The following is a 22803-nucleotide window of genomic DNA, read 5'->3' on the forward strand; positions in this document are numbered from 1 at the left end:
GCAGAGAAACGCAATATCTTTCTGGTTGGGCCTATGGGTGCCGGCAAAAGCACTATTGGTCGACAGTTAGCTCAACAACTCAATATGGAGTTTTTCGACTCCGATCACGAAATTGAGCGACGTACCGGAGCTGATGTGGGCTGGGTATTTGATTTAGAAGGCGAAGACGGCTTCCGCGACCGCGAAGAAAAAGTGATCAACGAATTGACCGAAAAACAAGGCATCGTTCTGGCAACTGGCGGGGGTTCCGTTAAATCACGTGAAACCCGTAACCGTTTGTCGGCGCGTGGCGTTGTCGTCTATCTTGAAACTACCATCGAAAAACAACTGGCGCGTACACAACGCGACAAAAAACGTCCATTATTACAAGTGAGTGCTCCGCCGCGTGAAGTGCTTGAAGCACTGGCGAGAGAACGCAATCCTTTGTATGAAGAGATTGCCGACGTCACTATTCGTACCGATGATCAAAGTGCCAAAGTCGTCGCCAACCAGATTATTAACATGCTGGAAAGTAACTGATTTTTGGTTTCTATCATTGCCTGAGGGTGTCAGTTAAAGAAGGTTACAGAGCGCGACATGGAGAGGATTACCGTAACGTTAGGGGAGCGTAGCTACCCCATTACGATTGCTGCCGGATTGTTCCACGATCCGGCTTCTTTTATGCCGGTAAAGGCAGGCGATCAGGTCATGATAGTGACCAATGAAACCCTCGCTCCTCTCTATCTGGACGGCATTCGTTCAGTGCTGGAGCAGGCAGGCGTTCGTGTTGATCAGGTGATTTTGCCTGATGGTGAACAATACAAATCCCTGACTGTTCTCAATGACGTGTTCTCCGCGCTGCTCCAAAAGCCGCACGGACGTGATACCACACTTGTCGCCCTTGGCGGCGGCGTAGTCGGTGATTTAACCGGCTTCGCTGCAGCCAGTTATCAACGCGGTGTACGCTTTGTTCAGGTGCCTACCACGTTGCTTTCTCAGGTCGATTCCTCCGTTGGCGGTAAAACGGCGGTAAACCATCCCCTCGGAAAAAACATGATCGGCGCGTTTTATCAGCCTGCGTCGGTGGTGGTTGATCTCGACTGTCTGCGCACTTTACCTGCCCGTGAAATGTCATCGGGGCTGGCGGAAGTGATCAAATACGGCATTATTTTGGATGCCGACTTCTTTGTCTGGCTTGAAGACAACATGGACGCTCTGCTGGCGCTGGATATGAACGCGCTGGCTTATTGCATCCGACGTTGCTGCGAGCTTAAAGCGGAGGTTGTCGCTGCCGATGAACGTGAAAACGGACTGCGCGCCTTGCTGAATCTGGGCCATACTTATGGCCATGCTATTGAAGCTGAAATGGGTTATGGCAACTGGCTGCACGGTGAAGCCGTGTCCGCAGGCATGATGATGGCGTGTTATACCGCCCATCGCCTCGGTCAATTCGGTCTGGGTGATATCGCCCGGGTGAAAACCTTGCTGACCCGCGCCGGTTTACCGGTCACCGGGCCACAGGTCATGAAAGCCGACGCCTATTTGCCGCACATGATGCGTGATAAGAAAGTACTGGCTGGCGAACTGCGTCTGGTTTTACCGAAAGCAATTGGACAGTCTGAAGTACGCTCCGGCGTATCGCATGAAATGGTGCTGGCTTCGATTGAAGATTGCCGTTAAACCTGTGGCCACTTTTTTGGCCAGATAACGACCGATTTTACCAATGCCCAGCAAGCGTTATATTTATTAGTCAGGATAGTTGCTCCGCGTGAGGCCTGTTTCAGGCTTTTAGCCGGGTTGGAGGTTTTAGATGGATGATTTAACACCGGAAGACGATCTCAAGCCAGACACCAGCGATCGCCGCCCACCGCGCGCGCGCAAACCGTCTCCTTCCATACCAAAGGTCGCTGTTTCCCGTCAGTACGTCATGATTGGCATCGGTATTGTTGTGCTGGTATTGCTGATCGTAGGTATCGGCTCTGCCATGAAGTCACCGACATCGAACCAGGCTACCCAGCAGAATAACGGTCCGAAAGACATTAATCTTGCGGGCAACGACGCTGCAGCACCGGCTCAGCCCTCCGCGCAGGCGCAAAACAACACCGCTCAGGCCGCAAATGGCCAGCAGCCGCAGAATATCGGTTTACCGCCAGTGTCCTCCACCCCAACTGAAGCACAGCCTCTGCCTGATAATGGTCAGAAAGAACGTGTGGATCTGCCGGGTGATATGGGCGATGCATTGTCTTCCCAGCAGAATCAGGTGGATGGTGTTGCGCAGGGCAGTATGGTTCAGGGTTCAGCAAACAATGGTGCTGCACAATCTCTGACCTCTCTGCCGACCGCCGCGGCGACAGTCAATGGTTCGGCGCGTACTCAGACGCCGGCCGTTTCACAACCTTCAGCTACGCATACTCGTCCGGCGCAAACTGCCCGTACCCCGCAGACCACCCATACCGCGAAACCGGTTGAGCGTAAACCTGCGGCGACGGCATCGCACCCGGCCAAATCCCAGACAGCGTCAACGCCTGCCGCGTCTGCACCAGCAGTGGCTTCAGGCAGCGCATCAGCCATTAAGTCTGCGCCTGGTTCACACTTCACGCTGCAGTTAAGCGGCGCCTCTCAGGCTACTTCGCTGAACGCTTTTGCCAAACAATCAGGTTTGAAAAACTATCTGGTCTATCAGACTGCCCGTGACGGAAAGCCGTGGTATGTATTGGTCAGTGGTAACTATGCGTCTTCTGCAGAAGCCAAGCGTGCTATTGCCAGTCTGCCTGCGGAAGTTCAGGCGAAAAAACCGTGGGTTAAACCTGTACATCAGGTACAGCAAGACCTGAAAAAATGAATCTGATCTCAACGCGATTTGCTGTCTAAAAACAGGGTACAATCCGCGGCTGTGAATTGTATAAGTAGCTAACTGACGGCATGAAGAAGAACCGCGCGTTTTTGAAGTGGGCTGGCGGCAAATACCCGCTGATTGATGACATTAAACGTCATCTTCCGGCGGGAGATTGTCTGATTGAGCCTTTTGTTGGCGCGGGCTCGGTATTTTTGAATACTGAGTATGACGCCTACATTCTGGCGGATATCAACAGCGACCTGATCAACCTCTATAACATTGTGAAACTCCGCACAGACGAATTTGTGCGTGATGCCCGTGTGCTTTTCACGCCTGAGTATAATGATTCAGATCGTTTTTACGTCCTGAGGGCTGAGTTCAATGCCAGCAGCGACCCTTATCGTCGTTCGGTACTTTTCCTCTATTTGAACCGCCATTGTTACAACGGCCTGTGTCGCTATAACCTCAGCGGAGCGTTTAACGTGCCTTTTGGCCGTTATAAAAAACCGTATTTCCCGGAAGAAGAACTCCACTGGTTTGCTGAAAAAGCCAAAAATGCGGTTTTCGTGTGCGAGCATTATCAGGACACGTTGCTGAAAGCGGAGTCCGGCTCGGTGGTTTATTGCGATCCACCTTATGCGCCACTTTCTGCTACTGCGAATTTTACGGCGTATCACACCAACAGCTTTAGCATGGACGATCAGCGCAATCTGGCGCGTCTGGCGCAGCAGCTCTCGAATGAGAATGCGGTACCGGTGCTGATCTCCAACCACGAAACACCACTTACGCTGGAATGGTACGCAGAAGCGGAACTGCATCGCGTCTCTGCGCGTCGTACTATCAGCAGCAATGTTGCTCAACGCAGCAAAGTGAACGAACTTTTAGCGCTGTATCGCTGATTGCCGGTTTGCGCCGCAGTCAACAGGTAACCTTATCGTTTGGAGAAGCGGATGAAACAGTTTTTGATTGCACCGTCGATTCTGTCTGCCGACTTTGCCCGTCTGGGTGAAGACACGGCAAAGGCACTGGCTGCGGGTGGAGACGTCGTACATTTCGATGTAATGGATAACCACTACGTACCGAATTTAACGATGGGGCCTGCGATCCTCAAGGCACTGCGCGATTACGGCATCACAGCACCGATCGATGTTCACCTGATGGTAAAACCGGTGGATCGTCTGGTGCCTGATTTTGCTGAAGCGGGCGCGACGTACATTACTTTCCATCCGGAAGCCTCTGAGCATGTTGACCGCACTTTGCAACTGATCAAAAGCCACGGCTGTAAAGCCGGTCTGGTCTTTAATCCGGCCACCTCGCTGAGCTATCTCGACTACGTGATGGATAAACTGGATGTGATCCTGCTGATGTCGGTCAACCCCGGCTTTGGCGGTCAGTCCTTTATTCCGGGCACGCTGGATAAACTGCGTCAGGTGCGCAAGATTATTGATGCGAGCGGTTACGACATTCGTCTGGAAGTGGATGGCGGCGTGAAAGCGGAAAATATCCGTGAGATTGCTGCTGCGGGCGCCGACATGTTTGTCGCCGGTTCAGCCATCTTCAATCAGCCGGATTACGGCACCGTCATTGACCACATGCGCAGCGAGCTGGCGAAGGTTTCCCATGACTGACACTCTGGCTGCGCGTGGTCTGGCATTTGATTTAGACGGCACGCTGGTCGACAGCGCGCCGGGTCTGGCCGAGGCCGTGGATCTGGCTTTGCGTGATGTCGGTTTACCGGCCGCTGGCGTTGCGCGCCTCAGCACCTGGATCGGCAACGGTGCCGACGTCATGGTTGAACGCGCCGTCCGCTGGGCCGAAGGCGATATGTCGCCAGAATTTCTGCAGAACGTGCGTAATAAATTTGATCACTATTATGCCGGTACCGCCGCGGGCGGCAGCCGTTTATACCCTCAGGTCAAAGAGACGCTGGCCGCACTGGCCGCGGCGGGGCTGCCAATGGGGCTGGTGACCAATAAACCGACGCCTTTCATCGCGCCTTTGCTGCAATCGCTGGGTATCGACAGTTATTTCACCGTCGTGATTGGCGGCGATGACGTCGTGGCCAAAAAACCGCATCCGGCGCCGGTCTATATGACCCTGGCGTTGCTCGGACTGCGTGCCAGTGAAATGGTGTTTGTCGGTGATTCACGCAATGATATTCATGCTGCACAGGCCGCTGGCTGCCCGTGCGTCGGCATGACATACGGTTATAACTACGGTGAAACTATCGCGCTGACCAAACCCGATCGCGTACTGGAGAATTTCGCCGACCTTCTGCCCACCTTGGGGCTGTCATCTTTAAAAGATCAGGAAGCATAAAATGAGTAAACCCATCGTATTTAGTGGCGCACAGCCCTCCGGCGAATTGACCATTGGCAACTACATGGGTGCGCTGCGTCAGTGGGTCAAAATGCAGGACGATTACGAATGCATTTACTGCATCGTTGATTTGCATGCGATCACCGTGCGCCAGGATGCGGAAAAGCTGCGTAAAGCAACGCTCGACACGCTGGCACTGTATCTGGCCGTCGGTATTGATCCGAAGAAAAGCACGATCTTCGTGCAGTCTCATGTTCCTGAACATACGCAACTGAGCTGGGCGCTGAACTGCTACACCTATTTCGGTGAGCTGGGTCGCATGACGCAGTTTAAAGACAAATCAGCGCGTTACGAGACGTCCAACAGCGAAAGTATCACCGCCGGTCTGTTCGATTATCCGGTGCTGATGGCGGCCGATATTCTGCTGTACCAGACCAATCAGGTGCCGGTCGGTGAAGACCAGAAACAGCATCTGGAACTGAGCCGCGATATTGCCAGCCGTTTCAACGCGATTTACGGTGACGTGTTTACCGTGCCTGAGCCGTTCATTCCGAAATCCGGTGCGCGCGTGATGTCATTGCAGGAACCGACCAAGAAGATGTCCAAGTCGGATGACAACCGTAAAAACGTGATCGGTCTGCTGGAAGATCCGAAAGCGGTCACCAAGAAAATCAAAAGCGCGATGACGGATTCCGAAGAGCCACCGGTCATCCGTTACGACATTAAAAATAAGCCGGGCGTTTCAAACCTGCTGGATATCCTTTCCGGTGTCACCGGCAAAGCGATTCCAGAGCTGGAAGCTGAATTTGAAGGCCAGATGTATGGTCATCTGAAAGGTGCGGTGGCCGAAGCTGTTTCAGGCATGCTGACCGACGTGCAAGAGCGTTTTAACCGCTTCCGCAGCGACGAAGCTTACCTGCAAGAGGTGATGAAAGAAGGTGCTGAGAAAGCCCGCGCCCGCGCCCGCGTGACGCTGAAGAAAGCTTATGAAGCGATTGGTTTTGTTACGCTGCCATAATCACTGACTTAGCTGTGAACACAAAAACCACGTCTTCCTGACGTGGTTTTTTGCTTTCAACACCTTACAAAATCAGTGGAAGATACAGCGCAACGTTGCGCTGGCTTGTCAGTTCTGCGTTTTACTGGCAAACCAGTTCAGTTTTTCCCGCAGGCTTACCACGCTGCCAACGATAATCAGGCTCGGGCTTTGCACCTGTTTTGCCAGATTGCCCAGTTCAGTCAGCACGCCGGTCACGACCCGCTGCTGCTGGCTAGTGCCGTTTTCCACCAGCGCGACGGGCGTTTCTGCGGCCAGACCGTTTTCCAGTAAACGGCGCTGTATTTCACCGGCCTGCGTCAGCCCCATATAAAACACCAGCGTTTGCTGGCTTTGCGCCATGCAGGCCCAGTCCAGAATGCCGTCCTGCTTCGCATGACCGGTGATCAACCGCACACTTTGCGCGTGGTCACGGTGAGTCAGCGGAATGCCGCTGTAGGCTGAACAACCGGAAGCCGCCGTGATACCCGGCACCACGGAAAACGCGATACCCGCGGCTTTCAGTGCTTCCAGTTCCTCGCCGCCACGGCCAAAGATGAACGGATCGCCGCCTTTTAGCCGGACAACGCGTTTGCCCATCTGCGCCTGTTCCAGCAGGATTTCATTGATGCGCTCCTGCGGTACGCAGTGGTGTCCGGCACGCTTGCCGACGAAAATCCGCTCGGCGTCACGGCGCACCAGATTCAGCACGCCATCGGAAACCAGCCGGTCGTAAACCACCACGTCGGCCAGCTGCATTTGCTGCAAGCCTTTGAGCGTCAGTAATCCGGCGTCGCCTGGCCCGGCGCCCACCAGAACCACTTCGCCGTGTTTATCTACCGGTTCGCTGAACAGCTCTTCGAGAAATTGCGCGCTTTGTGCTTCATCGTTGTTGGCCAGAGACTGCGCCAGACGATGATGATTAAACAACTTTTCCCACCAGCGGCGGCGTTCGGACATCTCGCTGAACTGGTTTTTGACCCGTGCGCGTAATCCGCCCGCTACCTGCGCCAGTTTGCCCAAATGCAGCGGCAGTATAGCCTCCAGACGCTCACGCAGCAGGCGCGCCAGCACCGGTGCATTACCGCCGGAGGAGACGGCAATCATCAGCGGCGAACGGTCGATAATCGACGGCATGATCACGCTGGCACTTTCCGGGGCATCCACCACGTTACAGAACACGCGACGGTGTTCGGCGGCGTCACTGACTTCCTGATTCACCAGATCGGAATCGGTAGCGGCCACGACCAGCCATTTTTCGTCCACCAGCAGCGGGGAGAATTCGCCGCGCAACAGGCGGACTTTGCCTTCATCAGCCCAGATCTGAAATTGCGGTGTAAAGGTGAGGGCGTTTACCGTCAGTTTTGCACCGGCTTCCAGCAGCAGGCGGGCTTTACGTTCTGCCACGTCACCGGCACCAACCAGCAAACAGGCTCTGTTTTTTAACTGACAAAAGAGGGGCAGGTAATCCATGGGCGCTTCTCTATCAAACGGATGTGGCGAAACAGATAAAAACGCCGCCCGGAGGCGGCGTGGTCGGTGCGGAGTTTAACAGCGCACAGCCTGAAGACGGGCGGTATTGATTTCCACATTCCCGTCGCGCACGCGCACGTCATAGGCCGGGATCGAATACTGATCGTCTTCCATGCACAAGCCATCGCTCAGGCGAAAATGCTGTTTTTTCAGCGGGCTTGCCACCCACAGCTCGCCCTGATGCTCCGCGATAATTCCGCGTGACAGCACACTGGCCTGTGCAAACGGGTCGAGGTTCGACAGGGCAAAGATCTGCTCGTCAGCGTAAGGGCGGAACAGAGCAACCTGTTGCTCGCCCGCGAGCGCGCAGACACCACAACCCGGTAAGATCTGCTCAACAGAACAAAGCGTTAACCACTGGCTCATAATACTTCCTCCCCGTCGGCGAGTTGTTTCACCGGGATACGTTCGTCAGGCCGCGCCGGACGATGCTGCTGACGTTCACCGACGAACTGCACGTTCGGGTCACGCTGGCTGCTGTTGATAAAGTGGCTAAAGCGGGTTTGCGCCGCCGGGTCGTTCAGCGTTTCCTGCCATTCACATACGGCTGATTCACGCAGGCGTGTCAGCTCGGCTTCCAGCTGATCGTTCAGGCCCAGTTTGTTGTCGATGATGACTTTGCGCAGGTAAACAATTCCGCCTTCAAGGTTGTCCATCCAGACCGAGGTGCGTTGCAGCTTATCGGCGGTGCGGATGTAGAACATCATGAAGCGGTCGAGATAACGCAGCAGAGTCTCGTTATCCAGATCGGCTGCCAGCAAATCACCGTGGCGCGGTTTCATGCCGCCGTTGCCGCAGACATACAGGTTCCAGCCGTTTTCCGTCGCAATAATCCCGACGTCTTTGCCCTGTGCTTCAGAACATTCACGGGTACAGCCGGAAACGCCGAATTTCATCTTGTGCGGCGTACGGATGCCTTTGTAACGGTGTTCCAGGCTGATGCCGAAACCGAGGCTGTCGCCGACGCCGTAACGGCACCAGGTGCTGCCGACGCAGGTTTTCGCCATGCGCAATGCTTTGGCGTAGGCCTGGCCGGTTTCGAACCCGGCGCTAATCAGTTTCTGCCAGATGGCTGGCAAATCGTCTTTTTGCGCGCCGAACATCCCGATGCGCTGCGAGCCGGTGATTTTGGTGTAAAGATTGTATTCCGCCGCGATTTCGCCAATTGCCTGCAAACCTTGTGGTGTGATTTCACCGCCCGGCGAACGAGGAATGACGGAATAAGTGCCGTCTTTCTGCATGTTGGCGAGGAACACGTCGTTGGTGTCCTGCAGCGGCGTGTGCTGTGCTTTAAGCACGTAATCATTCCAGCAGGAAGCCAGCAGCGAGCCGACAGTCGGTTTACAGACTTCGCAGCCGTAGCCTTTGCCGTATTTATTCAGTAAATCGTCGAACGAACGGATGCCTTCGACGCGGATCAGGTGATACAGCTCCTGACGTGAATACGCGAAGTGTTCGCACAGGTGATGATTCACTTCGATGCCTTGCTTACTCAGTTCAGCATTCAGCACCTGAGTGACCAGCGGAATGCAGCCGCCGCAGCCGGTCCCGGCTTTGGTGGCCGATTTCAGTGCTGCTACGGTATGGCAGCCGCCCTGAACCGCTTTGATGATGTCGCCTTTCGTGACGTCGAAGCAGGAGCAGATTTGCGCGCTTTCCGGCAGGGCATCGGTGCCGATCACCGCGCCGCCGCTGCCTGCGTGGGCGGGCAGGATCAGCGCATCCGGGTTTTCCGGCAGCGGAATGTTGTTCAGCACCAGTTGCAGCAGATTGCCATAATCGCTGGTATCGCCCACCAGCACAGCGCCGAGCAGCGTTTTATTGTCTTCACTGACCACCAGACGCTTATACAGCGCCTTGTTTTCGTCGAGGTACACATAGCTGCGTGCCCCCGGCGTGCGGGCGTGTGCGTCGCCAATACCGGCCACATCAACGCCTAACAGTTTCAGTTTGGCGCTCATGTCTGCGCCGGTGAACGCATTTTCGCGACCCAGCAAATGGTCGGCGGTGACTTGCGCCATTTTGTAGCCCGGCGCCACCAGGCCGAAAGTCCGCTGATTCCACGACGCACATTCGCCGATGGCGTACACGTCCGGATCGCTGGTCTGGCACTGGTCGTTAATCACAATGCCACCGCGCTGGGCGATCTCTAAATCGCACTGGCGCGCCAGTTTGTCCTGCGGGCGGATACCGGTGGAGAACACGATAAAATCGACTTCGAGGAAGGTGCCGTCGGCAAACTCCATCGTTTTACGGGCGGCGGTGCCACCCTGAACAATCTGTTTGGTATTTTTTGCGGTGTGGACGCGTACGCCCATGCTTTCGATTTTCTGGCGCAGCTGACTGCCGCCCATCACATCGAGCTGTTCAGCCATCAGGCCGGGGGCGAATTCGACCACGTGGGTTTCCACGCCGAGGTTTTTCAAGGCACCGGCGGCTTCGAGGCCGAGCAAACCGCCGCCGACCACGGCGCCGCGTTTACTGCGACGGGCGCAGGATTCGATAGCGTGTAAATCTTCAATGGTGCGGTAAACGAAGCAATCCTGGCCGTCGGAACCGAGGATCGGAGGCACCCACGGGTAGGAGCCCGTCGCGATAATCAGTTTGTCGTAAACCACCGTGCGGCCGCTGCTGGAGTGGATCACTTTCTCTTTGCGGTTCAGCGTGATGGCGCGTTCGCCAATCAGCACATTGACGTTATGCTTCTCGTAGAACCCTTCGCGCACCAGTGACAACTCTTCGGCGGTATGGTGGGAGAAATAGGAGGAGAGATGGACGCGGTCATAGGCCACGCGCGGTTCTTCACAAAATACCGTGATCTCGAACTGGCCCGGCTCTGCTTTATCCAGTAAGTCTTCGATAAAGCGATGGCCGACCATGCCGTTACCAATAATCGCGAGTCTGACTTTGCTCATAATTGCCTCAATTTTGATTTTCTAAGGCTAAACATAACGCGCGCGTAACAGGGGGTATTGATGCAAATCAAGCCGCTCCCAATATACTCCTTAGGTAGTATTTGTCTGATTTTGTTAGGTTTTTATGTAACCTTTCGATTTATAAACAGTTTCGGGCTATTGTTCTGTTATTGCATTTCCTCAAACACTTTCTGAAACCACGAGGTAGAGCGTGACGAAAACCCCTTTGCGTACCATTAAAAATGTCCGGATGCCTGACCGCGAAGGTCTGTGGCAGATCGATATCGAAGACGGCGTTGTTCGCCAGATTATTTCCCAGCCTGACAGTGACGCACAGGGTGACCACATCCTGGATGCGCAGGGTGGGCTGGCAATCCCGCCGTTTATCGAGCCGCATATCCATCTCGACACCACACAAACCGCCGGTCAGCCTGCGTGGAATCAGTCTGGTACGCTGTTTGAAGGGATTGAACGCTGGGCAGAGCGTAAGGCGCTGCTTTCGCATGAGGACGTCAAACAGCGCGCCTGGCAGACGCTGAAGTGGCAGATTGCTAACGGCATCCAGCATGTGCGCACGCACGTGGACGTGTCCGATCCGACGCTCACCGCGCTCAAAGCCATGCTGGAAGTGAAAGCCGAAGTCGCGCCGTGGGTGACGCTGCAAATCGTGGCCTTTCCGCAGGAAGGCATTATGTCCTACCCGAACGGTGAAGCTCTGCTGGAAGAGGCGCTGAAGCTGGGTGCCGACGTCGTCGGGGCTATTCCACACTTTGAATTCACCCGCGAATACGGCGTGGAATCGCTGCATAAAACCTTCGCGCTGGCGAAAAAATACAACAAGCTTATCGATGTGCATTGCGATGAGATTGACGACGAACAATCGCGCTTTGTGGAAACCGTCGCCGCCCTGGCGTTACGTGAAAACATGGGCGAACGCGTGACCGCCAGCCACACCACCGCGATGCACTCTTACAACGGCGCATACACCTCGCGTCTGTTCCGTTTGCTGAAAATGTCAGGTATCAACTTTGTTGCCAATCCGCTGGTGAATATCCACCTGCAGGGCCGGTTCGATACTTACCCTAAACGGCGCGGTATCACGCGGGTGAAAGAGATGCTGGAGGCGGGGATTAACGTCTGTTTCGGCCACGATGATGTGTTTGATCCGTGGTACCCGCTGGGCACCGCCAATATGTTGCAGGTGCTGCATATGGGGCTGCACGTTTGCCAGCTGATGGGCTACCAGCAAATTGACGACGGCCTGAAGCTCATCACCACCTACAGCGCCCGTACCATGAATTTGCAAGGCTATGACCTGAAGGCAGGCAATGCGGCCAGCCTGGTGATTTTAGCGGCGGAGAGTGGTTTCGATGCCGTGCGCCGCCAGACGCCGGTGCGGTTCTCTGTTCGTCAGGGTGTGGTGATTGCGCAAACTCAGCCTGCACAAACCCTCATTCATCTTGAGCAAGATTATCCCGTAGATTTCAACAGTTAAACTCGTGAAAAATATTATGTAATATTTTGAAATAACTGAATAATTAGCCTTGAGCGTAAATAAAGGTAAAGGTCTGGCGCTGAGCGTAAAGGCTCTTTAGAATCAGTAAGATCTGCTGTTTGTATTCACGAGAAAGGAACCGTCATGTTTAAACGTACTTTAGTGGCCTTAACTGCGCTGCTATCCCTGACTGCTGTGTCGCCAGTTTTTGCTGCCGGTGAAACTCACGTAATGCTGACGACTTCAGCAGGGAATATCGAACTGGAACTCGACAGTGCGAAAGCACCGGTTTCTGTGAAGAATTTTGTTGATTACGCCCAGAGCGGTTTCTATAACAACACCGTATTCCATCGCGTAATCCCAGGTTTTATGGTGCAGGGCGGCGGCTTCTCCGCGGACATGCAGCAGAAAGCCACCAAAGCCCCTATCAAGAACGAAGCGGATAACGGCCTGCGTAACCTGCGCGGCACCGTCGCGATGGCGCGTACCGCCGATAAAGACAGCGCCACCAGCCAGTTCTTCATCAACGTGGCAGACAACGCCTTCCTCGATCACGGCCAGCGTGATTTCGGTTACGCCGTTTTCGGTAAAGTCGTCAAAGGGATGGATATCGTAGACAAGATGTCTCAGGTCAAAACCGACAACGTCGGCCCGTACCAGAACGTCCCGACAACGCCTATCGTGATCTTGTCTGCGAAAGTGCTGCCATAAGCTTTATTTCCGACCCTTTTGTTCCTTTCTATAAAGCCTCCGGATCCGGGGGCTTTTTCATGTCCATTTCTTGACGCCCATCCCGCTGACGAATAGGTTTTAATAAACGCCCCGAGCCCACGTCAAGGATAATGAAATGAGTGAAGCCCGTCTGATTGCAAAAGCCATGAGTGAAGGTCAACCGGTACAGGATCTGGTGATCCTGCCTGCGCTGGCGAACCGGCATGGTCTGATTACCGGCGCGACCGGCACCGGTAAAACCGTCACGCTGCAACGCATGGCCGAGCAGTTTTCGCGCATCGGCATTCCGGTTTTTCTGGCCGATGTGAAAGGGGATTTATCAGGGATTGGCGCCGCAGGTGTGCCGTCGGAAAAACTCACCGCGCGGCTGAATAACATCGGCGTGACCGACTGGCAGCCGCAGGCGTGCAGCCTTATTCCATGGGACATTTTTGGCGAAAAAGGCCATCCGATCCGCGCCACGGTTTCAGATCTCGGCCCGCTGTTGCTGGCGCGTTTGTTGGACCTTAATGAGGTGCAGAGCGGCGTATTGCAGCTGGTGTTTAAGATTGCCGACGACAACGGCCTGTTGCTGCTCGACATGAAAGATTTGCGTGCCATGGTGCAGTTTGCCGGCGAGAACGCGAAACAGTTCCAGACGCAGTACGGCAATATTTCCACAGCGTCCATCGGGGCTATCCAGCGCGGGCTGCTGACGCTGGAAGGTCAGGGCGCCAACCAGTTCTTCGGCGAGCCGATGCTGGAGATCAATGATCTGATGAAAACCGATAAAAACGGCCACGGTGTGATCAATCTGCTGGCGGCGGATAAGCTGATTAATCAGCCGAAACTCTACTCGGTTTTTCTGTTGTGGCTGCTGGCCGAGCTGTTCGAACATCTGCCTGAAGTGGGCGATCCGGAACAGCCGAAGCTGGTGTTTTTCTTTGATGAAGCGCATCTGCTGTTCAATGACGCGCCGCAGGCATTGCTGACCAAAATCGAGCAGGTGGTGCGCCTGATCCGCTCGAAAGGCGTCGGGATTTACTTCGTCACGCAGAATCCGCTGGATATTCCAGACAGCGTGCTCGGGCAGCTCGGCAACCGTGTGCAGCATGCCCTGCGCGCCTTTACGCCGCGTGACCAGAAAGCGGTGAAGGCGGCGGCACAAACGCTGCGCGCCAATCCGGCGTTTGATGCTGAAACGGCAATTACCGAACTGGGCGTGGGCGAAGCGCTGGTGTCATTCCTGGATGAAAAAGGGCGTCCTGAGGTGGTGCAGCGGGCGATGGTGATCGCGCCGGAATCTAAAATGGGCATGCTGGGCGATGACGAACGCAATAAAGCCATCAATCAGTCACCGCTGTATGGCCGCTACGAAGACAGCATTGACCGGGAATCCGCTTACGAAAAAATCACCGCACAGGGCTTTGGCACGGTCGCCGCGCCGCAATCAACCGCCTCCACTAAACCTGCGGCGGAAGGTGCTTCCGGCGGCGGACTGATGGGCGGCCTGAACGATCTGCTGTTCGGCAGCACCGGCCCGCGCGGTGGCAAACGCGATGGCGTGGTGCAGGTGGCGGCGAAAAGTATTGCCCGCGACCTGGGGCGTCAGATTTTACGCGGTGTGCTCGGCTCCATTATGGGTGGCCGTAAAAAGTAACGCACTTCACTTAACAGGGGTAGCTGAACCGCGTCAGCTTCTCCTGTTCAATTCCCGCCTGACCTCGCATTTTTCAGTGCAACATTCCCTTTGTGACATCTCAATGTGTCGTTCAAAGCACGTTGCTGTGGCTGTTTTTGATGAAAAACCCGGCGAAGTGAAGGCTGTCACGTTTTTCACCTGACGGGCTTTGTAGGCTGAATTGCTTTTGGGCTAAATCAATTCAGCAAAAAGGAGTGAATGTGAAAAAATTACTCGTAACCGGGATCGTGATGGGGCTTTTTTCGTGGCAGGCTGCTGCACAAACTATTGTGCTGACGGATGCTGAAGCCGGTACGGAACTGGGAAACTGGAAGACTGACAGCAAAAAGCTGAATCTTGCCGGCGCGGATTTCAGCATCGAACAAAAAGTACTGCATGGCGGCAAACAGGAAGGCTCCAAAGTCATCACTATCACCAGTAAAGGGCTGACAATCGCCCTCAGCCCGACGCGCGGGATGGATTTACTGCACGTCACCGGCGATAACATTCGTTTAGGCTGGGATTCGCCGGTTCAGGAAGTGGTGAACCCGGCGTATATCAATCTGGAAAGCCGCAACGGCGTGGGCTGGCTGGAAGGTTTCAACGAAATGATGGTGCGCTGCGGCTTTGAATGGACCGGCCATCCGGTGACTGCCGACGGTATGATTTACACCTTGCATGGCCGCGCAGGCAATACGCCCGCGTCGAAGGTAGAAATTGAGATTGCCGACAAAGCGCCGTTTGAAATCACCGTACGCGGCCTGCTGAAAGAGAACACGTTTAAGAAAGCCAGGCTCGAAACCTGGACAGAGTTGCGTTACGTGCCAGGCAGTCAGTCCTGGACTATCCATGACACGCTGACCAACGCCTCTGACTATCCGCACGATTATCAGATCATCTATCACAGCAACTTTGGTCAGCCGATCCTTGAACAGGGTGCCCGCTTTATCGCGCCGCTGAAGTCCATTTCACCGTTCAATGATTACGCCAAAAAAGGGCTGACCGACTGGCAAACCTACGCCGGGCCGACCAAAGGCTTCGACGAAATGGTGTTTAACATGGTGCCGCTGGCGGATGCACAGGGCAAAACCGTGGCCGGGGTGGTCAACAAAGCGGGTGATAAAGGCGCCTCGATTGAGTTCGACACCCATCAGTTGCCACTGCTGACGCTGTGGAAAAACACCGACACGCTGAAACAAGGTTACGTCACCGGCATCGAACCGGGCACCAATTACGCCTATCCGGTGACCATCGAACGTAAGCAAGGCCGCGTAAAACAGTTGCAGCCGGGCCAGAGCACGGTGTTTGAGCTGAAATACTCACTGCTGCCGGATGCCAAAGCCGTTCAGCAGCTTGAGCAACGGGTGAAAACGTTGCAGGGCGAACAAAAAACGGAGGTCAGCGATCAACCGATCGCCGTTGAATAATCTGAGTTTAGGGCGCCGCACGTGGCGCCCTTTTTTCTCTGTCTATACTTAACTCCACAAGGTATGCGCCCTAATGGCTGTGCCAGGGAGGAAACGATGGCGAAGAAAACCACGCTCAGACAGCAGGAAAAACTCTTTCGGGAACGGCAGCGGCAAAACTTTCAGGCCAGCAGCGCGCTGGATGGCCTGCAGGTTGAGGTCGTCACGTTAGATAACGACCAGATTGCACAACGTCTGGCCGAGCTGAGGGGGCACTATGAACGATAAACTGGTGGCCGGTGCCGACCCTTACTACTATCGCGGCATTAACGTATTGAAAAACAGGCTGGAAATCCGCGAGGCACACCGCCTGCGGGAAGCCGAGCTGGCCTTCACGGCATTGCGGGCGGCAGTGATGCCCCTCGGCCCCTCGGTCATGGGGCTGCCGCACCTGTGCGCCATCCATCTGTCCCTGTTTCAGGATATCTATCCGTGGGCGGGTGAGTTCCGCGAAATCGATATCTATAAAGACGACACCCAGTTTTGCCATTTCGGCTACATCGAAAAGGAAGGCAATGCCCTGATGCAGGAACTGGAAGACGAAGAGTTCCTTGTCGGCCTGCCGCTTGATCAGTTTGCCGAACGGCTGGCGCATTACTACACCGGACTGAACTTGCTGCATCCTTTCCGCGACGGCAACGGACGCGCACTGAGGATTTTCACCGAGCAGCTGGTTATCCATGCCGGTTATGACATTCAGTGGGCGAATGTTGGAAGGGAGCGGTGGATAGAGGCCAACAAAACTGCCGTGTTTGGCGATGAATCTGATCTGGTGGCGATTTTCAGCACCGTGATCAGCGAAATAGCCGACGACCACTGACTTTCTGCCGGTAAAACATTCCCAGAAAGTGCTGAAGCCTGTACGGAAAAATGCGTAGAATTGCCCGGTAAATTTTCGACTTTACCGGGAACACTATGCTGCTGCTGATCGACAACTACGACTCCTTCACTTACAACCTTTATCAGTATTTTTGCGAGCTGGGCGCAGAGGTGAAAGTGATGCGTAACGATCAGCTGACCCTCGCCGACATTGAGCAACTCTCGCCGTCGCATCTGGTGATTTCCCCCGGCCCCTGCACGCCCGATCAGGCCGGGATTTCCCTGAAAGCCATTACGCATTTCTCGACGCGCATACCGGTGCTTGGCGTATGCCTTGGGCATCAGGCGATGGCACAGGCATTCGGTGCGAACATCGTGCGCGCCCGTCAGGCGATTCACGGCAAAACGTCGCCCATCCGCCACACCGGCAACAGCGTGTTTAGCGGGCTGAATAACCCGCTGACCGTCACGCGTTATCACTCTCTGGTGATTGCGCCCGATACGCTGCCAGACTGTTTTGACGTCACCGCGTGGACAGAACGTGAAGGCGCCCGCGACGAAATCATGGGCATCATGCACAAAAACCTTCCGCTGCATGGCGTTCAGTTCCATCCGGAAAGCATTCTGAGCGAACAGGGGCACCAGCTTCTGAATAATTTCCTTAAAATCTAATCAGTTAATTCTGCCGAAAAAATTACTTACCCATCAGGTGCGATTACCGTTTGCCTGTTTGTGATTTTTTATGCATATTTTGTGATTATATTTTCATGTTAACGGCAGTGAGGGAAAGGGTTATGGCAGAAAAATCAGCGGTAGACCGGAGCACGTTCGACAAAGTGATTTTGCCGATTTATTCACCTGCTAAATTTATTCCGGTGAAAGGTAAAGGCAGCCGCGTGTGGGATCAGCAGGGCAAAGAGTATGTTGATTTCGCCGGGGGGATTGCCGTGACGGCGCTCGGGCATTGCCATCCTGCATTGGTGAAAGCATTACACGAGCAGGGCGAAACGCTGTGGCACGTGAGCAATGTGTTCACCAACGAACCCGCGTTGCGACTGGCTCAGAAGCTGATCGACGCCACCTTTGCTGACCGCGTATTTTTCGCTAACTCCGGTGCGGAAGCCAACGAAGCGGCCTTTAAACTGGCGCGCTACTACGCCTCGCACCGTCACAGCCCGTACAAAAGTAAGATCATCGCTTTCCATAACGCTTTCCATGGCCGCACGCTGTTCACCGTGTCTGTGGGCGGTCAGCCAAAATACTCCGACGGCTTTGGCCCGAAACCGGCTGATATCGTCCACGTGCCGTTTAACGATCTGGACGCGGTCAAAGCGGTCATCGACGATCACACCTGCGCCATTGTGGTTGAGCCGGTGCAAGGCGAGGGCGGAGTGACGCCTGCCACCCAGGAATTCCTGCAAGGTCTGCGCGAGTTGTGCGACAAACATCAGGCGCTGCTGGTGCTGGACGAAGTACAAAGCGGCATGGGCCGCAGCGGCAAACTCTTCAGCTACATGCATTACGGTGTGACGCCGGACATTCTGACCACCGCCAAAGCGCTGGGCGGCGGCTTCCCGGTTTCAGCGATGCTGGCAACCGAAGACGTGGCCTCCGTGATGGAGCCGGGCAAACACGGCACCACTTACGGCGGTAACCCGCTGGCCTGTGCCGTGGCTGAAGCGGCACTCGATATCATCAACACCCCGGAAGTGCTGGCGGGTATCGACGAGCGTCGCGAGAAATTCATCAGCGCGCTGGAGGCAATCAACCAGAAATACCACATCTTCAAAGAATTCCGTGGTCAGGGATTACTGATTGGAGCGGAGCTGTCGGATGCCTTCAAAAACCGCGCGGGCGAGTTCCACGCCGCCGCCGCCGAATTCGGCCTCATGATGCTGGTCGCCGGACCGAATGTAATGCGGTTTGCGCCATCGCTGGTTATCGACTTCGCGGATATTGAAGAAGGGATGCAGCGGTTTGAGAAAGCGGTGGGGAAAGTTTGCGGTGGGTGAGCCCTGCTACATCGCTGGTTAACACCGAAATGTACTCAGTCGGTTTTAACCAGCGGCGAGTGGGCGCCTTCGCACCCGAGAAACCGAAATAGCGCCGGTCAGTTTTAAAAGACAGGCTGGCTGCAAGCCAGTAAAAACGGGAGTTTGAAAGGGCATTCCCCTTCACGCCTTGCGCGTCAGCCAGATCCCATGATGCGGCCTCTGCTTCCACGCCAGTGACGAAATCGTATGCATCACGCTGAGATGGGAAATTACGCGTCGCAGGTGGCGTTCCATCTCGGTCAGCGGCATATCCGGGTGCAGTTCAGGCGCATTGAACAGATTGTTCTCGCTGCCCGGCCCGTCGTAGAGCAAGCGTTGCTGACAGCTTTGCAGCGCGATTTCGCAGGTCTGTAAATACTCCGTCGCCAGTTTTTCCGGCAGCATGTAATGCTCGCGGGCGAGAATGGTCATCGCGTTAATATGCTCGACCACAAACTGGCTGTGCGTTACCCACAAACGCATATCCGTCAAATAATGCGAGTTAAACCCCGGTTCCTGCATCGCCTGATTCAGCGAGGTAAACAGCTTGTTGTGGGCCTGATTGACCTGCATTCGGGCGTACGCCAGTTTGGCGGTATCCGGATTATCCTGCAGTAACAACCGGATCGCTTCCTGATCGGCTTCCAGCGCCTGATGGGCATTTTGTCGCAGCAATCCGCTCTGCCATTGAGGCCACAGCCAGATCGTACCGCCGAAGGCGAGGGCGCAGCCGATCAGGGTATCGATAAGCCGGGGCACCAGAAAATGCACGCCATTCATCGCCAGAAGCTGGAGCGTATACACCGCCGTCACCGTCATACCGACCATCGCCAGCCCGTAGTTTTTCCGCAACACCGTGTACGATATCAGCGTAATCACCAGCATACACAGCAGCGTGACGCCCTCAGGCAGCTCCAGTTTCAGCAGGGCAGCGGCGATCAGCAATCCCGCCAGCGTGCCGAGCGCACGGTGCTGAATGCGCACGCGGGTGGCGTTATAACCGTTCTGACTGACCAGCATGATGGTCAGCAAAATCCAGTAAGGTTTCGGCAGATTGAAGAACAACCCGAGGCTGCTGCCTAACGCCAGAATAATGCCGAGACGTGCGGCATTGCGCAGGGCAATGGATTTAAAGGACAAATAGCTTTTCAGTGCCGGCCAGAAAGGCAGGCGCGGCTGAGTATTCATCAGATCGCGCCGGTACAGTGGCCTCTGGGTACGCAGCAGACGTGCGATGCGGCTGAAATGGTAATAACAGAACTGGCCGACCGGATTATCCGGATTGCGTGCGGCAATTTTCTCCAGCGCCGCCAGTTCGTTCGCCATGGTAAAACGCCCGGAAAGACGGTGGTAAAGAATATCGTCAGCAATCACCCGCAGACGGGCTGAAATCACCTGAGCATTACGGCGGATCACCGCTTCCGCATGGCTCTCTTCCACCAGCTTTTGCACTTCTTCCGGCTGATGCAGGCTGACGGTAATGTGCTCCTGCAAATCCAGCGCCACCTGAAAACGCTGAAACAGCCGCTTGTAGTGATGATGATGTCCGTGCTGCGGCAGCATGTGCAGCTGCTGATAAAGCAGGGCGATAAGATCGATGACCTGTTGCTGGCGCTTGAGCAGCGGCGGCAACGCGGTTTCAGGGTCGGTATGCTGCGTCAGCAGGCTGTATTTGGCTTCGAAATAATCCGCCAGTTGCAAATACAGCTGACTGAGGGTTTCGCGCATCGGTTGTTCTTTTGATATGCGAAACCACGCCCAGTTAAACAGGCCGTACCAGGCGGTGCCTGCGGCAAACAGCGCGGGTGCCTGCCACATCGGCCTGACGCCCACCATGCTGAGGGTAAAGATGGTCGCTACCAATGCACCGGGCAACAGACGCGCATGGAGCGGGCTGATTTCGCCGGTGACGCCAAGTAATAATGCCAGCGACAGCATGATCAGCGGCAGCGGGAGGTGCCACCCGGTCAGCATCACTTGCAGCAGAATGCTGCCCAGCGCAAACAGAGCACCACCAATAATGAGACGTTTAAAAAAGCGTTTGTGGGGAGTATCAAGACCGGCGACGTTACAGCAGGCAGGGCAGAGGGAAAACAACAGGCCCATTTGCAGATTCCCAAACAGCCAGCAGATGCCGACCGGCAGACATAACACCAGCGTCTGACGCAGTGCATAGTTCACTTCGGGATGATAAAACAGCCTTCGCCATAGCGTCATGGATGAAGCTTAGCCCATAAAAAAGGCGCGACAGTAAGCTGTCGCGCCTTTTTTTGAGGGATTAACGTGTGCCGTAAACGACAATCGTTTTACCGTGTGCGGAGATCAGGCTCTGATCTTCCAGCATCTTGAGAATGCGGCCGACGGTTTCACGGGAGCAACCGACGATCTGACCGATTTCCTGGCGGGTAATTTTAATCTGCATCCCGTCCGGGTGGGTCATGGCATCTGGCTGTTTGGCCAGATTCAATAAGGTCTGAGCGATACGGCCCGTTACGTCGAGGAAAGCAAGGTTACCGACTTTCTCTGACGTCATTTGCAGACGGTTTGCCATCTGCGCGGAGAGGCGCATCAAAATGTCCGGGTTAACCTGAATCAGCTGGCGGAATTTTTTATAAGAAATTTCAGCCACTTCGCAGGCAGTTTTAGCACGTACCCAGGCACTGCGTTCCTGACCTTCTTCGAAGAGTCCCAGCTCGCCGATGAAGTCACCTTGGTTAAGGTAGGAAAGTATCATCTCTTTGCCTTCTTCATCTTTAATCAGGACGGCAACCGACCCTTTCACGATGTAGTACAGCGTTTCGGCTTTTTCACCCTGGTGAATCAGCGTACTTTTAGAAGGATACTTATGTATATGACAGTGAGACAGGAACCATTCAAGTGTCGGGTCTGTTTGTGGCTTGCCGAGAACCATTTGCTATTATCCTCTGTTATTATCGCTGCCCAAAATCACAGGGCTCAGAGTTCCCTGTACGGCGTCTGAATATTAATGCGCCCTATCAGCATGTAACTCACCAGAAATGCTGCAAGCGGATGTCGGAGTGAAACAGCCTGTTAATTGCTGTTATCACCTTGGGTTCTGTTCTTAAACCGCGAAAACCGTCACCGCAATTTACTGGAAAGTATGTTTCGGCTTTGTTTGTAACACAGGTTTGCAATGCTGTCTTGTGTTGTCTCGCTTCAGCATGATGGCGATCGGGTTACGTTGCCAGTTTTTAGGTGAAAGGGTACTCTGGGGTGAAAATTTGATGAATAAGAACGCCAGGAGATAAGCAAATGCACGCACGCGTAAAATGGGTGGAAGGTCTGACGTTTTTAGGTGAATCCGCGTCGGGTCATCAGGTTTTAATGGACGGGAATGCCGGTGATAAAGCACCGAGCCCGATGGAAATGTTGCTGATGTCCGCGGGTGGCTGTAGCGCGATCGACGTGGTGTCGATTTTGCAAAAAGGCCGCAGCGATGTCCGTGACTGTGAAGTGAAACTGACGTCAGAACGTCGCGAAGAAGCACCGCGTTTGTTCACACACATCAATCTGCACTTCATCGTCACCGGTAAAGACCTGACCGACAAGGTTGTGGAGCGCGCCGTCAGCCTGTCAGCTGAGAAATATTGTTCCGTTTCTCTGATGCTGGGCAAAGCCGCCTCGATCACCCACAGTTTTGAAGTGGTTAACGTCGAATAAGTCACGACCAGTCATACGTCTGGCACTGATGACGCAGTAAATCCAAAAATCGCCGCGCGGCAAAAATCCAGCCTGCCTTCGCGCTGTAGCGCGGCGAAATCCTCTGGACTGGCCAGAATTGATGGTAACGCCATTAAAACCCCGCCAATGATAAAAGACTTAAAAACCCTCGATCGGCGTTATCTGGTGGCGAAAGCCACGTTAACAAGTAGGTGTATTGTGCGAGCTGGAGACACGCAAAAACGGCTAAGGGGATCCAGAGACTAAGGAGAATTAACACGGGAAATCAATGGGGGGTA

Annotated in this window: 21 protein-coding genes; 16 read left to right on the forward strand and 5 right to left on the reverse strand. The window is 54.7% G+C overall.

The features are described from left to right. From aroK to trpS, 7 genes are all read left to right on the forward strand, one after another. The coding region (aroK, locus tag ED901_RS22455; RefSeq protein WP_122097301.1) for a shikimate kinase AroK at positions 1-519 on the forward strand (519 nt) is incomplete at its 5' end. Positions 520-576: 57 nt separating this feature from the next. Continuing rightward, positions 577-1659, forward strand: a complete 1083-nt coding sequence (aroB, locus tag ED901_RS22460) for a 3-dehydroquinate synthase (protein WP_056775347.1) — start codon at positions 577-579, stop codon at positions 1657-1659. A gap of 130 nt (positions 1660-1789) precedes the next feature. Further along, positions 1790-2821: an SPOR domain-containing protein gene (locus ED901_RS22465; RefSeq protein WP_122097302.1), complete on the forward strand. Its 1032-nt coding sequence runs from the start codon at positions 1790-1792 to the stop codon at positions 2819-2821. An 80-nt stretch (positions 2822-2901) separates the two neighbouring features. Continuing rightward, positions 2902-3714 (forward strand): adenine-specific DNA-methyltransferase, encoded by an 813-nt coding sequence (gene dam / locus ED901_RS22470; RefSeq protein ID WP_056775343.1) that lies wholly within the window; start codon positions 2902-2904, stop codon positions 3712-3714. A 51-nt stretch (positions 3715-3765) separates the two neighbouring features. Then, on the forward strand, positions 3766-4443 hold the full coding sequence (rpe, locus tag ED901_RS22475; protein ID WP_122097303.1) for a ribulose-phosphate 3-epimerase: 678 nt from the start codon (positions 3766-3768) through the stop codon (positions 4441-4443). After that, positions 4436-5134 (forward strand): phosphoglycolate phosphatase, encoded by a 699-nt coding sequence (locus tag ED901_RS22480; protein ID WP_122097304.1) that lies wholly within the window; start codon positions 4436-4438, stop codon positions 5132-5134. The genes rpe and ED901_RS22480 overlap by 8 nt, the downstream gene beginning before the upstream one ends. Before the next feature lies 1 nt (position 5135). Then, on the forward strand, positions 5136-6152 hold the full coding sequence (gene trpS / locus ED901_RS22485; protein ID WP_122097305.1) for a tryptophan--tRNA ligase: 1017 nt from the start codon (positions 5136-5138) through the stop codon (positions 6150-6152). Positions 6153-6260: 108 nt separating this feature from the next. Here the strand turns inward: trpS and cysG are convergent, their stop codons facing one another. The 3 genes from cysG to nirB all read right to left on the reverse strand — a co-directional run bounded on the left by cysG (position 6261) and on the right by nirB (position 10618). Beyond that, on the reverse strand, positions 6261-7643 hold the full coding sequence (gene cysG, locus ED901_RS22490) for a siroheme synthase CysG (protein WP_122097306.1): 1383 nt from the start codon (positions 7641-7643) through the stop codon (positions 6261-6263). Positions 7644-7718: 75 nt separating this feature from the next. Then, complete coding sequence (gene nirD / locus ED901_RS22495; RefSeq protein ID WP_122097307.1) at positions 7719-8069, reverse strand: nitrite reductase small subunit NirD; 351 nt, start codon at positions 8067-8069, stop codon at positions 7719-7721. Then, on the reverse strand, positions 8066-10618 hold the full coding sequence (gene nirB, locus ED901_RS22500) for a nitrite reductase large subunit NirB (protein WP_122097308.1): 2553 nt from the start codon (positions 10616-10618) through the stop codon (positions 8066-8068). The genes nirD and nirB overlap by 4 nt, the downstream gene beginning before the upstream one ends. Before the next feature lie 211 nt (positions 10619-10829). Here nirB and ED901_RS22505 point away from each other — a divergent pair, with 211 nt between their 5' ends. The 8 genes from ED901_RS22505 to ED901_RS22540 all read left to right on the forward strand — a co-directional run bounded on the left by ED901_RS22505 (position 10830) and on the right by ED901_RS22540 (position 18802). Beyond that, on the forward strand, positions 10830-12113 hold the full coding sequence (locus ED901_RS22505; RefSeq protein WP_056775323.1) for a cytosine deaminase: 1284 nt from the start codon (positions 10830-10832) through the stop codon (positions 12111-12113). Positions 12114-12257: 144 nt separating this feature from the next. After that, complete coding sequence (ppiA, locus tag ED901_RS22510; protein ID WP_056775319.1) at positions 12258-12824, forward strand: peptidylprolyl isomerase A; 567 nt, start codon at positions 12258-12260, stop codon at positions 12822-12824. Positions 12825-12960: 136 nt separating this feature from the next. After that, entirely contained in the window at positions 12961-14484 is a 1524-nt protein-coding gene (locus ED901_RS22515) for a helicase HerA-like domain-containing protein (RefSeq protein WP_122097309.1), read from the forward strand. Positions 14485-14726: 242 nt separating this feature from the next. Continuing rightward, positions 14727-15932 (forward strand): aldose 1-epimerase family protein, encoded by a 1206-nt coding sequence (locus ED901_RS22520; protein WP_122097310.1) that lies wholly within the window; start codon positions 14727-14729, stop codon positions 15930-15932. A gap of 96 nt (positions 15933-16028) precedes the next feature. Then, on the forward strand, positions 16029-16199 hold the full coding sequence (locus tag ED901_RS22525; RefSeq protein WP_072158094.1) for a YhfG family protein: 171 nt from the start codon (positions 16029-16031) through the stop codon (positions 16197-16199). After that, complete coding sequence (locus ED901_RS22530) at positions 16189-16791, forward strand: putative adenosine monophosphate-protein transferase Fic (protein WP_122097311.1); 603 nt, start codon at positions 16189-16191, stop codon at positions 16789-16791. Before ED901_RS22525 ends, ED901_RS22530 begins: the two co-directional genes overlap by 11 nt. A 95-nt stretch (positions 16792-16886) precedes the next feature. Then, entirely contained in the window at positions 16887-17462 is a 576-nt protein-coding gene (locus ED901_RS22535; protein WP_122097312.1) for an aminodeoxychorismate synthase component II, read from the forward strand. A gap of 122 nt (positions 17463-17584) precedes the next feature. Next, a complete protein-coding gene (locus tag ED901_RS22540) occupies positions 17585-18802 on the forward strand; it encodes an aspartate aminotransferase family protein (protein WP_056775301.1) in 1218 nt (405 codons plus the stop codon). Positions 18803-18964: 162 nt separating this feature from the next. On the opposite strand, the gene ED901_RS22545 is transcribed toward ED901_RS22540, so the two are convergent. Further along, on the reverse strand, positions 18965-21040 hold the full coding sequence (locus ED901_RS22545; protein ID WP_122097313.1) for a YccS/YhfK family putative transporter: 2076 nt from the start codon (positions 21038-21040) through the stop codon (positions 18965-18967). Between the two features lie 61 nt (positions 21041-21101). Beyond that, a complete protein-coding gene (crp, locus tag ED901_RS22550; protein WP_056775291.1) occupies positions 21102-21734 on the reverse strand; it encodes a cAMP-activated global transcriptional regulator CRP in 633 nt (210 codons plus the stop codon). A gap of 362 nt (positions 21735-22096) precedes the next feature. Between crp and ED901_RS22555 the strand changes: the two genes are divergently transcribed. Next, positions 22097-22504, forward strand: a complete 408-nt coding sequence (locus ED901_RS22555) for an OsmC family protein (RefSeq protein WP_122097314.1) — start codon at positions 22097-22099, stop codon at positions 22502-22504. Positions 22505-22803 lie beyond the last annotated feature (299 nt).

Origin of the sequence: Rahnella sp. Larv3_ips (assembly GCF_003697865.1) — a bacterium.
GTDB lineage: Bacteria > Pseudomonadota > Gammaproteobacteria > Enterobacterales > Enterobacteriaceae > Rahnella > Rahnella rivi.